The following is a 12,300-nucleotide window of genomic DNA, read 5'->3' on the forward strand; positions in this document are numbered from 1 at the left end:
GACGGCGCTGGTTTGCAGCGGAGCCCTCGGTGTACACTGAGTCACACTCAGCTAATCGACATCGGCGCCCCCGATAGTGACGGCGCCCAACGCAAGGACTCACCATGACTGTCGCCCGCAAACCCCTGGCGCTGATCATCCTCGATGGTTGGGGCTACCGCGCCCCCAGTGCCGACAACGCCATTACCAACGCCAATACGCCCGTACTCGACGCCCTGTTTGCCGAGCGTCCCAGCACCCTGATCTCCGGTTCCGGCCTGGATGTGGGCCTGCCGGACGGGCAGATGGGTAACTCCGAAGTGGGCCACATCAATCTGGGAGCCGGCCGTGTGGTCTACCAGGAGCTGACCCGAATCGGTAAGGCGATCAGCGACGGTGAGTTCCAGCACAACCCGGCAATGGCCAAGGCGGTGGACGATGCCGTGGCCAAGGACAAAGCGGTGCACATCATGGGCCTGCTCTCCCCGGGCGGCGTGCACAGCCATGAGGATCACCTCGAGGCGATGGTGCGCATGGCCGCTGAGCGTGGTGCTGAGCGCATCTACCTGCACGCCTTCCTGGACGGTCGCGACACCCCGCCGCGCAGCGCCGAAGCCTCCCTGGCCCGATTTGACGCACTGTTTGCTGAGCTGGGCAAAGGCGCCATCGCCAGCATCGTCGGTCGCTACTACGCCATGGACCGTGACCAGCGCTGGGAGCGCGTCGAGCAGGCGTACCAGCTGCTGACCGAAGGCAAAGGCGCGCATCAAGCTGACCACGCCGTCGACGCCCTGCACGCTGCTTACCAGCGCGATGAAAACGACGAGTTTGTTGCTCCCACCGTGATTGGCAGCCCGGCACCGATGGCCGATGGCGACGCACTTATCTTTATGAACTTCCGCGCCGACCGCGCCCGCCAGATCACCCGCGCCTTTGTCGACCCCGGTTTTGACGGTTTTGCCCGGGCCGCCACGCCCAAGCTGAACTTCGTGATGCTGACCCAATACGCTGCGGACATCGACGCGCCCTGCGCCTTCCCGCCGGTGGACCTGGTCAACACCTTCGGCGAGCTGATGGCCAAAGCCGGCAAGAAACAGCTGCGCATCAGTGAGACCGAGAAGTACGCCCACGTGACCTTCTTCTTCAATGGCGGCGTGGAAACCCCGTTTGAAGGCGAGCAGCGCATCCTGATCAACTCCCCCAAGGTCGCCACCTACGACCTGCAGCCGGAGATGAGCAGCGAAGAGCTGACCGACCGCCTGGTGGCCGCCATCGAGTCCGGTGAGTTCGACGCCATCATCTGTAACTACCCCAACGGCGACATGGTGGGTCACACCGGCAATTTCGACGCGGCGGTCAAAGCCTGTGAAGCGGTCGACCGCTGCATCGGCCGGGTGGTCGAAGCGCTGGAGAAAGTGGGGGGCGAGTGCCTGATCACCGCCGACCATGGCAACGCCGAACAGATGAGCGACGTCAACACCGGTCAGGCCCACACCGCCCACACCAGTGAGCCGGTGCCGCTGATCTACGTCGGCCGCGACGCCGAACCCCGCCAGGGTGGCGCGCTGTCTGACATCGCTCCCACCATGCTGTACCTGATGGGCCAACCAATCCCCGCCGAGATGACCGGCCAGCCACTGCTGACCCTGAAATCGTGAAACGACTGCTCTCCCTGACCCTGCTCCTCCTGCTGGCCACCCCGGTGGCCAGCCAGGAGGACGTGGCGCAACAACAGGCCCAGCTGGACAAGCTGAGCCGCGAAATCCAGCAGCGCCAAGCCAAGCTGTCCAAAGCCCAGGTGGCCAAGGACGGCCTGCAGGCGGAGCTGCGCCGCACCGATAAAGCGATCAGCGACAGCGCCCAGGCGCTGAAAGGGCAACAGCGCGCCCTGGCCAAAAGCGAAGCCACCCTGGCGGAGCTGGGCCAGCGTCAAAGTGAGCTGGAAGCCTCGCAGCGACGCCAACGCGACCAGCTGGCCGCCCAGGTGCGCACCGCCTGGATGAGCGGCGGGCAGGACCACACCGCCCTGCTGCTCGGCAACGATGACCCCGCTACGCTGGAGCGGATGCTGGTGTACTACCAGTACCTCAACCAGGCCCGCATTGACGCCATCGAGGCACTGAAAGCCACCGCCGCCGAACTGGCGTCGGTGATCAGCCAGCAACAGCAGGAGCGCGACCGACAGGCCGATCTGCTGCGTCAGCAGGAGCGGGAGCGGAGCCGCCTGGCAGAGCGTCAGAAGGAGCGCCAGACCGCCCTGGCCAAGCTGGAACGCCAGCTTCAGCGCGACAGCAACCAGCTGGCGCTGATGCAGGAGGACCGGGAAGTGCTGGAGCGAGCCATCACCGAAGCGCTGGAGGCCCTGGCCCGCAGCGCCACCCTGGATGGATTGGCCGACAGCAAAGGGCGTTTGCCCTGGCCCACCTCGGGCAAGGTCTCGAAGGGTTTTGGCAGTCACCGTGAAGGTCAGCTGAAGTGGAATGGCTGGCTGATGAGTGCTCCGGCAGGCCGGGAGATCAAAGCCATCAGCGCCGGTCAGGTGGTGTTTGCCGACTGGCTGCGCGGCTTTGGTCTGGTGGTGGTGGTGGACCACGGCGAGCATTACCTCAGCCTCTATGGCCACACTCAGGCCCTGCTGAAACAGGTGGGGGATGACGTCAAACCCGGCGAGGTAATCGCCCTGACCGGCAGCTCCGGTGGCCTGCGGCAACCAGGTCTATACTTCGAAATACGCCATCGAGGGCGCGCCGTCGATCCCAAGCCGTATTTGAAAAAGGGATAGCGTCGCCGGCCCTCCTGATCAGGAGGGCAGCCCATGCGGCGCATTATCCCCTTTCTGGTCGGCCTCCTGCTCTGCGCGTCCAGCGCGTTTGCCGGGCAGGAGTATCACAAGGATGCGGCTTCGCCGACCCAGCAGGATACCCAGGCTTTGGTCAACGCGGTTCAGGAGTTGATCGAGGATTACTACGTCGACGAGGTGGATCAGCAAGCCCTGCTGGACGGCGCCCTCAAAGGCATGCTTGAGGTTCTCGACCCGCACTCCACCTACCTGCGTCCCCACACACTGTCCCTGCTGCGCGACAACAATCGCGGCCACTATTACGGCTATGGCCTTGAGGTGTCCGTGGATGAGGGCGAGATCCGGGTGGTCTCCCCCATGGCGAACTCCTCAGCGGAGTACGCCGGTGTGCAGCCCGGCGATGTGCTGTTGAAGGTCGATGAACTGGAGGCCGATCCGGACGACCTCGACCCCATGATCGCCTACATCAAGCAAGCCAGCCTGGATGACCGTCCGGTGCACCTGACCCTGCGCCGGGACAGCGAACCGGAACTGCTGGTGCTGAGACTGCTGCCCTCCGAGGTGGAGGTGGTGTCCAGCGAATCCCACCGTCTGCCGGGCAACATCGGTTACCTGCGCATCACCAGCTTTAACCAACGCACCGCCTCTGAGATCCGGCTGGCAGCACACCAACTGTCACAAGCGCCGCTGGATGGGCTGGTGCTGGACCTTCGCAACAACCCCGGTGGCTTACTGGATGCCGCGGTGCAGGTGGCGGACATGTTTCTCAGTGAAGGGGTGATCGTCACCACCCACGGCCGTTTCTTCGATGCCAACAGCCAGTACAGCGCCAGCCGCTTTACCCTGTTCCGTGATCTGCCGGTAGTGGTGATCATCAACGAAGGCAGCGCCTCCGCCGCCGAGATCCTGGCTGGCGCCCTGCAGGACCAGGGCCGGGCCCTGCTGGTGGGGGAACGCTCCTTTGGCAAGGGCACGGTGCAGAGCCTGATCCCGCTGCTGTCCGGCGGCGGCGCCATCAAGCTCACCACGGCCCGCTACGCCACCCCAAACGGCACCTTTATCGATCAACAGGGCATCGATCCCGACGTCGCAGTGGAAGCCAAGGAAGATGGCGATATACTGAGCAATAACAATCCCTTGCTGAGTCTTCAGGATGATCCTCAGTTACTGGCAGCGTACGACCTTCTGGTCCCCAAATCGGCTCAGCTGGGCCGCCCTTAGTCTCGCCCTGTTCTGCGGCCTGGCCCATGCCGGGCCGCGACTCTCCCTGATCATCGACGACATCGGCGCCCGCGAAGCGGACCGCGCCGCCCTCACGCTGCCCACTGAGGTCACTCTGGCGTTTCTGCCGCACACCCCCTGGGGGCGGGAACTGGCCCTGCAGGCCTGGCGCCAGGACCGGGAACTGATGTTGCACCTGCCGATGGGCACCACCGGTCCCAAATCCCCCGGCCCCTGGGCCATTGAGCCGGGCCAGGACCGCTGGCAGGTGCAGTACCGGGTGAAAAAAGCCCTGGCGGACATCCCCTTTGTAACCGGCGTGAACAACCATATGGGCAGCGCCGTCACTCCCGATCCCGACCGTATGGCCTGGGTGATGGAGGTGCTCAGCCTGAAGGGACTCTACTTTGTCGACAGCGTCACCACCTCAGACAGCCGCGCTTACGAACAAGCGCTGGCCTGGGGGGTCGCCACCAAGAAAAGGGATGTGTTTCTCGACCCGGACCGGGCCGAAGGGACGCTGGAAAAGCAGTGGGCTGAAGCATTACGCCAGGCCGATAAGTTTGGCGAAGTGGTGGTGATCGGGCATCCCTACCCGGAAACCCTGACGTTTCTTGAAGCGACCCTGCCAACCCTGGCCGAACAGAATATCCAGCTGGTGCCGCTGTCGACGCTGTTTACCCCGCCCGTACTGTCGCCGCTTCCAGTTCAGTCAGCACGCTGAGGGCCACCGCATCGGTGCTGCCACAGATGTCCGGGTCGGGCTTAAAGTCACTGCACACCGCCGGACGACCCGGTTGGCCGAAGATTTTGCACAGATTGCGGTCATCCAGCTGAATGCAGCGCACTCCGGCGGGCTTGCCGTTGGGCATGCCCGGAATGGGGGAGGTGATGGATGGGGCGATGCAACAGGCTCCGCACCCCAGTCGACACTGCATAATGGACTCCAAACAACAGAAAAACGGGCCGTTTGGCCCGTTTTTTCAACAATTCAAAAGCTTACACTTCCATCGCTGACTTCAGCTTCTTGATGGCGTTTTTCTCCAGCTGGCGAATGCGCTCTGCTGAAACCTGGTAGCGATCAGCCAGCTCCTGCAGGGTGGCCTTTGGCTCATCCAGCCAGCGGGCCATCAGGATATCGCGGCTGCGCTCATCCAGAGTATTGAGCGCGGCGTGCAGACGCTGCTGCGACTGGCGGTCCCAATCCTCCTGCTCCAGCGCTTCGGCATGGTCAGACTGCTTGTCCTCCAGGAACAGGGCCGGAGCAAAGGCGCCTTCATCGTCGTCACGTTCCGGGGCGATATCGAAGGCGGCATCGACGGCGGCCATGCGGGCCTCCATCTCCATCACTTCGCTTTCGCTGACCCCCAGCTCGTCGGCGACGGTGCTGACCTCTTCGGCACTGAACCAGCCCAGGCGTTTCTTCGCCTTGCGCAGATTGAAGAACAGTTTGCGCTGGGCCTTGGTGGTGGCCACTTTAACGATGCGCCAGTTCTTCAGCACGTATTCGTGGATCTCTGCTTTGATCCAGTGCACCGCAAAAGAGACCAGGCGAACCCCGATATTGGGGTCAAACCGCTTCACCGCCTTCATCAGGCCGATGTTGCCCTCCTGGATCAGGTCCGCCTGGGGCAGACCGTAACCGGCATAGCTGCGGGCCACATGCACCACAAAGCGCAGGTGCGCCATGATCAGGTGCTTGGCGGCGTCCAGGTCACCTTGCTCCACCTGGCGGGCCAGGTATTGCTCCTCTTCCGCGGACAGCATGGGGATGGCATTCACCGCCTGGATATAGGACTCCAGGGTGCCGTGCCCTTGGGGCACCACCATCAAGGCCATATTTGGGCGGGTGTCGCTCATGCTGTACCTCGTTCGTTGCGGGATGGGGGAGTCTAGCACGCCCCAACGGTAAAGGTTAAGGGAGGCGCCAATCGACGGATTCCGGGTTCAGACTCCATTTGGCTGGCCCGGTTCCCTCAACGTGGTTCGATGGCGCGCAGATGACGACGGACCGACAGCCAGGCCCCCAGCCATCCCAGCCCGCAGGCGAACAGGATCAGCAGGCCGCTTTGGCTGCCGCTCAGCCCCTCCAGCCGGATCTGACTGCGGTAGAGGCTGAGCAGCTGAGCCACCGCCCCGTCGAGCCAGATCAGCATGGCATTGACCAGCACCATGGCGATCAACGCCGCCAGCAGGCCCAGCCAGATACCACCGTACAGGAAGGGACGGCGGATAAAGGCTTCGGTAGCCCCCACCAGCTTCATCACTTTGATCTCGTGGAAACGCTGCATGATCGCCAACCGGATGGTGTTTCCGGTGATCAGCACCACCGCCAGGATCAACAGGGCTGCCAGGGCACTGCCGGACTGGCGTCCAACCTGTCCCAGAGCCTGCAGTCGCTGCAGCCAATCCAGGTCGAGTCGCGCCATCGCCACCTCCGGCAACTGCGCCAGCTTATCGCGCAGATCCCGCGCGGCATCCGCTTCGCTGTAACGGGAAGAGGGCTGCACCCGTACTACTGCGGGTAGCGGGTTACTGTCGAGGTATTTGAGCGCTTCACCAAACTGGCTGTGGGACTGGAACTCCGCCAGCGCCTCATCCGGGCTGAGGTAGTGCACCTCAAGAATCTCCGACATGGAACGCAGCTGAGTCACCACACTCTGGCGCCGGGTTTCGTTGCTGTCGAGGCGCAGAAACAGGCTGATCTCGGCGGCACTCTGCCACTGTGCCTCCACTTTGGCGGCGTTGTTGGAGAGCACCATCAACAGCGCGGGCAGAGACAGGCTGAAGCCCAGCACCAGCATGGTCATCAGCGAGGTCATCGGGGTGCGCCAAAGCTCACCGAGGCTGCTCAGTGCCTGGCGCAGATGCTGTTGCAGGCCGCTTTTCAGGCGCTGCGAGAAAGGCAGTTTGGCTTTCACAGGGCCACCTCCTCGCTGACCATACGGCCCTGACGCAGGGTCAGGGTGCGGTAGCGCATGCGGGCAATCAGGCCCAGATCGTGGGTGGCGATCAGTACAGTGGTGCCGGACGCGTTCAGGGTTTCAAACAGGCGCAGGATGTCCATCGACAGCTTGGGGTCGAGGTTGCCGGTGGGTTCATCCGCCAGCAGCAGCGGCGGGCGGTTGATCACCGCACGGGCGATGCCCACGCGCTGCTGTTCACCACCGGACAGTTGGATCGGGGCGTAAGCGGCTTTGTCGCCGAGGCCAACCATATCCAGCGCCCCCTCCACCCGTTTGCTGATCTCACTGCTTTTGAAGCCTTCGATCACCAACGGCAGCGCCAGGTTGTCGTAGACGCTGCGGTCCATCAACAGGTTGTGGTCCTGAAAGATGATGCCGATATTGCGGCGCAGATAGGGCACATCGCCGCGCTTCATCTTGGCGATGTCCTGACCGTGAATGGTCACCTTGCCGGTGGTTGGGCGCTCAATGGCGGTAATCAGCTTGAGCAGGGTGCTCTTGCCTGCGCCGCTGTGGCCGGTGAGGAAAGCCATCTCTCCCGGTGCCAAGCCAAAGGACACATTTTCCAGCGCCATACGGCCGCCGGGGTAGATCTTGTTGACCTGCTCAAACTGGATCATCGCTTACGCGGACTCCTGCTCGCTGAATAGCGCGTCGATAAAGGCCTGGCTTTCGAATGGACGCAGATCGTCAATCCCTTCACCAACGCCGATGTAACGTACTGGTATACCAAACTTATCCGCCAGAGCGAAGATCACGCCGCCCTTGGCGGTGCCATCCAGTTTGGTCAGGGTCAGGCCGGTCAGCCCCACCGCTTCGTTAAAGATCTGGGCCTGGCTGATGGCGTTCTGGCCGGTGCTGGCGTCCAGAGTGAGCATCACTTCGTGCGGCGCGTTCTCATCCAGCTTCTTCATCACCCGGACGATCTTCTTCAGCTCGTCCATCAGGTGGGCCTTGTTCTGCAGGCGGCCGGCGGTGTCCGCAATCAATACATCCACGTTACGCGCTTTGGCAGCCTGCAGGGCATCGAAGATCACGGAGGCACTGTCGGCACCGGTGTGCTGGGCAATCACCGGAATGTTGTTGCGGTCACCCCAAACCTGCAGCTGCTCAACCGCCGCGGCACGGAAGGTATCCCCCGCCGCCAGCATGACGGATTTGCCTTCCGCCTGGAACTGCTTGGCCAGCTTGCCGATGGTGGTGGTCTTACCCACGCCATTTACCCCCACCATCAGGATCACGAAGGGGCCGTTGGGATTCTCAATCACCAGCGGCTGATCCACTTTGGACAGGGTGTCTTTCAGCTCAGATTTCAGGTGAGCAAACAGCGCGTCGGAATCTTTCAGCTCGCCGAAGCTGGCTTTGTCGGTCAGGCTGTCGATGATGCGGGAGGTGGTTTCCACCCCAACGTCCGCCAGCAGCAGCTGGGTTTCCAGCTCCTCAAACAGCTCATCGTCGATCTTCTTGCCCTTAAACAGGGCCATAAAGCCGCCACCAATGTTTTCACTGGTGCGACGCAGACCGGCTTTCAGGCGGGCAAAGAAACCCTGCTTTTCCGGCGCTTCTGCGGCGGATTGCTCAGCCGCAGCGTTTTCGGCAGCAATGCGCTCGGCTTCAGCCTGTTCAGCCGCTACGCGCTCGGCCTCAAGGCGTTCCGCTTCAGCTTGCTCAGCAGCAACACGCTCGGCTTCGATGCGAGCCGCTTCAGCTTGCTCAGCAGCAGCACGCTCCGCTTCGATGCGAGCCGCTTCAGCCTGCTCAGCAGCCACACGCTCCGCTTCGATGCGAGCCGCTTCGGCCTGCTCGGCAGCAACACGCTCCGCTTCGATACGAGCCGCTTCAGCCTGCTCGGCAGCAACCCGTTCCGCTTCGATGCGAGCCGCTTCGGCCTGCTCGGCAGCCACACGCTCCGCTTCGATGCGTTCCGCTTCAGCCTGCTCAGCAGCAACCCGTTCCGCTTCAATACGGGCCGCTTCGGCCTGCTCAGCAGCTACACGCTCGGCTTCGATGCGGGCCGCTTCGGCCTGCTCGGCGGCAACACGCTCGGCTTCGATACGGGCCGCTTCAGCCTGCTCGGCAGCCACACGTTCGGCTTCGATGCGAGCCGCTTCGGCCTGCTCGGCAGCCACGCGCTCCGCTTCGATACGGGCCGCTTCGGCCTGCTCTGCGGCCACACGCTCGGCTTCGATACGGGCCGCTTCGGCCTGCTCGGCAGCAACACGCTCGGCTTCGATGCGCTCCGCTTCAGCCTGTTCGGCAGCAAGGCGTTCCGCTTCCAGACGCTCCGCTTCGGCCTGTTCTGCACTGGCCTGCTGGGCGGATTCGGTTACTTCGGGGCGCTGCGGCGCCTCCTCCTTTTTCTCCCGGCGAAACCAGGAAAATAAGCCTTTGGCCATCTTTTCTTACCCTTTACTGCCGGCCGGGCTGACAACACCCGCCCGGGCCTTGCTAAAATAGCGATTTTTCTGGGGCCTTAGTCTACCCAGAATTACCGCAAAAACCGAGGTCACCATGGCGAGAGCCCCCCGTCGTAACGCCAATCCACGCTCCGAATCCCGAACTCCGGGACAGATCCGCCTTATCGGCGGCCAGTGGCGTGGTCGCAAGCTGCCGGTGACCGATGTGGTAGGTCTGCGCCCCACCACTGATCGGGTGCGGGAAACCCTATTTAACTGGCTGATGCAGGACACCCGTGGTGCCCGTGTGCTGGACTGCTTTGCCGGCAGCGGTGCGCTGTCACTGGAAGCGCTGTCCCGCTTTGCCGCCAGCGCCACCATGCTGGAACTGGACAGCGCTGCGGCGCGCCAGTTGATGGCCAACCTGGCCACCCTGAAGGCCGACAACGGCAAAGTGATCAGCGGTGACAGTCTGGCGTTTCTGGCCAAACCGGCCGAGGCGCCTTACGACATCGTGTTTATCGACCCGCCGTTCCGCAAAGGGTTGTTGGCGCCCTGCATCGAACACCTGAGCCAAAATGGCTATCTGCGCCCCGGCACCTGGATCTATCTGGAAACCGAATCCGAACTCGATATGCCTGCGCTGCCCGCCGGCTGGTCACTGCATCGGGAGAAAGTGGCTGGCCAGGTGGCGTTCCGTCTCTATCAATACCGACCCACTGAGAACCCTGTATGACCCAGTTCCTGTCCTGGGCCAAGGCCGGCATGGCCGCCGCCTGGCTGATCATGATCGTTAACCTGATTTTCCCCTGGCCAGCGCCCTATCATCTGGCGCTGCAGATCCTGTTGCAGATCACCCTGGCCGGCCACCTGGCGATCTGCGGCGGTTTCCGCGTGCGCCAGGGCAAGCCGTTGAGCTGGGCCCACTACCGCGAACTGATGCTCTACGGGGTGTTTGCCCTGCTCAGCTGGCGCCATCAGGCGCGTTCCGGCGAGTAAACGAATGCGGGGGCCTATTGGCCCCCGTAAGTTACTTTCCGATCGCCAGGTATTGGGCGATGCCATCGAGGAACATCTGCACCGAGATCATCACCAGCACCATCCCCATCAGGCGCTCCAGCGCCACCAGGCCACGCTCACCCAGCAAGCGGTGGAACAGGCCGGAGAACATCAGGATGGCGGCGGAGATGCCCCAGGAGAGCAGCAGGGCGATGGTCCAATCCATCATCTTGCCTGGTTCGGTATGTGCCAGCAGCAACAGCGCGGCCAATACCGAGGGGCCCGCAATCAGTGGGATCGCCAGTGGCACCAGAAACGGTTCCTGACCGGCATCGAGTCCGGTTACCCCTCCGGGGGTGGGGAAGATCATGCGAATCGCGATCAGGAACAGGATGATGCCGCCGGCAATGGACACCGACTCGGTACGCAGGTTGAGGAACGACAGCATCGCTTCACCGGCGTAGAGGAAAAGCAGCATAATGCCGAGGGCAAACAGCAACTCGCGGATCAGGATGATGCGACGGCGCTTGGGATCAACGTGACGCAGGACCGACAGAAAGATTGGCATATTGCCCAGCGGGTCCATGATCAGGAACAGCATCACCGCCGCAGACAGGATATCCATTAAGAAAACTCCAATTTATCGACTGCACACTTCTGTTTTACTGAACAAAAGTATAATTTATTCGTCTCCGCAAAATGGTACCACCCGACCAGGACGATTCGGTTGGGAATGCAAAAACTATGATCAAAACCCTGCCGGTCAACCAAGTGACTCTGGGCATGTACGTGGTGGATATCCCCGGCCATTCAATGATGGCCATCCGCCAGCAAGGATACATTCGTACACCGGAAATGCTGACCCTGCTGCGTAAGCAGGGGGTGAAACGCGTTGTTATCGACACCAGCCGCTCGCTGACCCGTGTGGCAACACCGACCGCACCCAAAGCGCCGGAACAGGCCAAGTCTGCCCCCGCCAAGGCTTCCCTCAAGGAGGAGATGCCCCGCGCCCGTAAACTGTACAACCAGGCTCGCCAACTGCAGCACCGGATGATGCACGACGTCAAACTGGGCAAACAGCTTGAACTGGAGCCGGTTGAGCAGATGGCGGATCAGTTCATCAGCAGCGTATTCCGCAATGCCAGCGCCCTGAACTGCCTGCGCCTGATCAAGGACAAAGACGACTACCTGTTGGAACACTCCATCGGCGTGTCGATCCTGATGACCCTGTTCGCCCGCCACCTTGGCTACAGTGGCAGCGTCCTGCACAAAATCTGTGTGGGTTCACTGCTGCACGACATCGGCAAGGTGATGATCCCAAGCGAGATCCTCAACAAGCCCGGCAAACTCACCGATGAAGAGTTTGTCATTATGAAAAGCCATGCCGCCCACAGCCGCGACATCATCCAGTCCACGCCCGGCATCAGCCCCATCAGTCTTGATGTGGCCGCGATGCACCATGAGAAACTGGATGGCACGGGCTACCCCGATGGGCTCAAAGGCGAAGAGATCACCACCTATGGCCGTATGATTGCCATCTGTGACATCTACGATGCCATTACCGCAGACCGCAGTTACCACAAGGGCGCGCCACCGACGGTGGCACTCAAACGCTTGCTGGAGATGACCCCACACCAGCTGGATCGGGAACTGATGCAGGCGTTTATTCAGTGCATCGGTGTTTATCCGCCGGGCACCATGGTGGAGCTGTCCAACGGTTTGCTGGCGGTGGTGCAGGAAACCAATGAGGGTAAACCGCTGAAACCCATCGTTAAAGCGGTCTACAATCCGAAGAGCCGAACCCACGTGATGGCCACGGTGATCGACCTGTCGTCACCGCACTGCAGCGACAAGATTGTGCGGGCCGTCAGCCCCCGTGATTATCGGTTGGAACTGGACAACTACCTCTAACGCTTATACCTTGGCGCCCCCCCGCCAA

13 protein-coding genes are annotated in these 12,300 nt (G+C 62.2%); 7 read left to right on the top strand and 6 right to left on the bottom strand.

From position 1 onward, the window contains the following. Window positions 1–104: 104 nt before the first annotated feature. Genes gpmM through FBAL_RS19170 form a run of 4 tightly spaced genes read left to right on the top strand, consistent with a single transcriptional unit; the run spans window position 105 to window position 4,724 of the window. Window positions 105–1,637: a 2,3-bisphosphoglycerate-independent phosphoglycerate mutase gene (gpmM, locus tag FBAL_RS19155; RefSeq protein WP_013347254.1), complete on the top strand. Its 1,533-nt coding sequence runs from the start codon at window positions 105–107 to the stop codon at window positions 1,635–1,637. Beyond that, complete coding sequence (locus FBAL_RS19160) at window positions 1,634–2,761, top strand: murein hydrolase activator EnvC family protein (protein ID WP_013347255.1); 1,128 nt, start codon at window positions 1,634–1,636, stop codon at window positions 2,759–2,761. The genes gpmM and FBAL_RS19160 overlap by 4 nt, the downstream gene beginning before the upstream one ends. Window positions 2,762–2,794: 33 nt before the next feature. Next, complete coding sequence (locus FBAL_RS19165) at window positions 2,795–4,000, top strand: S41 family peptidase (protein ID WP_013347256.1); 1,206 nt, start codon at window positions 2,795–2,797, stop codon at window positions 3,998–4,000. Continuing rightward, window positions 3,933–4,724 carry a divergent polysaccharide deacetylase family protein gene (locus FBAL_RS19170; RefSeq protein WP_013347257.1) on the top strand — a complete coding sequence of 264 codons (792 nt, stop codon included), beginning with the start codon at window positions 3,933–3,935 and terminating at the stop codon, window positions 4,722–4,724. The genes FBAL_RS19165 and FBAL_RS19170 overlap by 68 nt, the downstream gene beginning before the upstream one ends. Here the strand turns inward: FBAL_RS19170 and FBAL_RS19175 are convergent. The 5 genes from FBAL_RS19175 to ftsY all read right to left on the bottom strand — a co-directional run bounded on the left by FBAL_RS19175 (window position 4,678) and on the right by ftsY (window position 9,362). Further along, window positions 4,678–4,938 (bottom strand): YkgJ family cysteine cluster protein, encoded by a 261-nt coding sequence (locus tag FBAL_RS19175; protein WP_013347258.1) that lies wholly within the window; start codon window positions 4,936–4,938, stop codon window positions 4,678–4,680. The two genes, FBAL_RS19170 and FBAL_RS19175, sit on opposite strands and share 47 nt — an antisense overlap. A 61-nt stretch (window positions 4,939–4,999) precedes the next feature. Then, window positions 5,000–5,860 (bottom strand): RNA polymerase sigma factor RpoH, encoded by an 861-nt coding sequence (gene rpoH, locus FBAL_RS19180; RefSeq protein ID WP_013347259.1) that lies wholly within the window; start codon window positions 5,858–5,860, stop codon window positions 5,000–5,002. Between the two features lie 116 nt (window positions 5,861–5,976). Then, window positions 5,977–6,921, bottom strand: coding sequence for a permease-like cell division protein FtsX (gene ftsX / locus FBAL_RS19185; RefSeq protein WP_013347260.1), 945 nt, complete (start codon window positions 6,919–6,921; stop codon window positions 5,977–5,979). Beyond that, window positions 6,918–7,586: a cell division ATP-binding protein FtsE gene (gene ftsE, locus FBAL_RS19190; RefSeq protein ID WP_013347261.1), complete on the bottom strand. Its 669-nt coding sequence runs from the start codon at window positions 7,584–7,586 to the stop codon at window positions 6,918–6,920. Before ftsE ends, ftsX begins: the two co-directional genes overlap by 4 nt. A gap of 3 nt (window positions 7,587–7,589) precedes the next feature. After that, on the bottom strand, window positions 7,590–9,362 hold the full coding sequence (ftsY, locus tag FBAL_RS19195; protein WP_013347262.1) for a signal recognition particle-docking protein FtsY: 1,773 nt from the start codon (window positions 9,360–9,362) through the stop codon (window positions 7,590–7,592). A gap of 115 nt (window positions 9,363–9,477) precedes the next feature. Here ftsY and rsmD point away from each other — a divergent pair, with 115 nt between their 5' ends. Continuing rightward, window positions 9,478–10,098: a 16S rRNA (guanine(966)-N(2))-methyltransferase RsmD gene (gene rsmD / locus FBAL_RS19200; protein WP_013347263.1), complete on the top strand. Its 621-nt coding sequence runs from the start codon at window positions 9,478–9,480 to the stop codon at window positions 10,096–10,098. Continuing rightward, window positions 10,095–10,361 (top strand): DUF1145 domain-containing protein, encoded by a 267-nt coding sequence (locus FBAL_RS19205; protein ID WP_013347264.1) that lies wholly within the window; start codon window positions 10,095–10,097, stop codon window positions 10,359–10,361. Before rsmD ends, FBAL_RS19205 begins: the two co-directional genes overlap by 4 nt. A 31-nt stretch (window positions 10,362–10,392) precedes the next feature. Here FBAL_RS19205 and FBAL_RS19210 read toward each other — a convergent pair whose 3' ends face one another. Further along, a complete protein-coding gene (locus FBAL_RS19210; RefSeq protein WP_013347265.1) occupies window positions 10,393–10,986 on the bottom strand; it encodes a YhgN family NAAT transporter in 594 nt (197 codons plus the stop codon). Between the two features lie 119 nt (window positions 10,987–11,105). On the opposite strand from FBAL_RS19210, the gene FBAL_RS19215 reads away from it, so the two are divergent. Next, complete coding sequence (locus tag FBAL_RS19215) at window positions 11,106–12,272, top strand: cyclic di-GMP phosphodiesterase (RefSeq protein WP_013347266.1); 1,167 nt, start codon at window positions 11,106–11,108, stop codon at window positions 12,270–12,272. Window positions 12,273–12,300: the final 28 nt, after the last annotated feature.

The sequence above is a fragment of the Ferrimonas balearica DSM 9799 genome, from assembly GCF_000148645.1.
In the GTDB taxonomy this organism is placed as follows: Bacteria; Pseudomonadota; Gammaproteobacteria; order Enterobacterales; family Shewanellaceae; genus Ferrimonas; species Ferrimonas balearica.

Bases quoted from the DNA above. Each gene is read 5' to 3' on its own strand.
- FBAL_RS19175 (WP_013347258.1), bottom strand. From the start codon at position 4,938: ATGCAGTGTCGACTGGGGTGCGGAGCCTGTTGCATCGCCCCATCCATC.
- ftsY (WP_013347262.1), bottom strand. From the start codon at position 9,362: ATGGCCAAAGGCTTATTTTCCTGGTTTCGCCGGGAGAAAAAGGAGGAG.
- FBAL_RS19170 (WP_013347257.1), top strand. From the start codon at position 3,933: ATGATCCTCAGTTACTGGCAGCGTACGACCTTCTGGTCCCCAAATCGG.
- FBAL_RS19210 (WP_013347265.1), bottom strand. From the start codon at position 10,986: ATGGATATCCTGTCTGCGGCGGTGATGCTGTTCCTGATCATGGACCCG.
- FBAL_RS19205 (WP_013347264.1), top strand. From the start codon at position 10,095: ATGACCCAGTTCCTGTCCTGGGCCAAGGCCGGCATGGCCGCCGCCTGG.
- FBAL_RS19215 (WP_013347266.1), top strand. From the start codon at position 11,106: ATGATCAAAACCCTGCCGGTCAACCAAGTGACTCTGGGCATGTACGTG.
- ftsE (WP_013347261.1), bottom strand. From the start codon at position 7,586: ATGATCCAGTTTGAGCAGGTCAACAAGATCTACCCCGGCGGCCGTATG.
- FBAL_RS19165 (WP_013347256.1), top strand. From the start codon at position 2,795: ATGCGGCGCATTATCCCCTTTCTGGTCGGCCTCCTGCTCTGCGCGTCC.
- rsmD (WP_013347263.1), top strand. From the start codon at position 9,478: ATGGCGAGAGCCCCCCGTCGTAACGCCAATCCACGCTCCGAATCCCGA.
- rpoH (WP_013347259.1), bottom strand. From the start codon at position 5,860: ATGAGCGACACCCGCCCAAATATGGCCTTGATGGTGGTGCCCCAAGGG.
- gpmM (WP_013347254.1), top strand. From the start codon at position 105: ATGACTGTCGCCCGCAAACCCCTGGCGCTGATCATCCTCGATGGTTGG.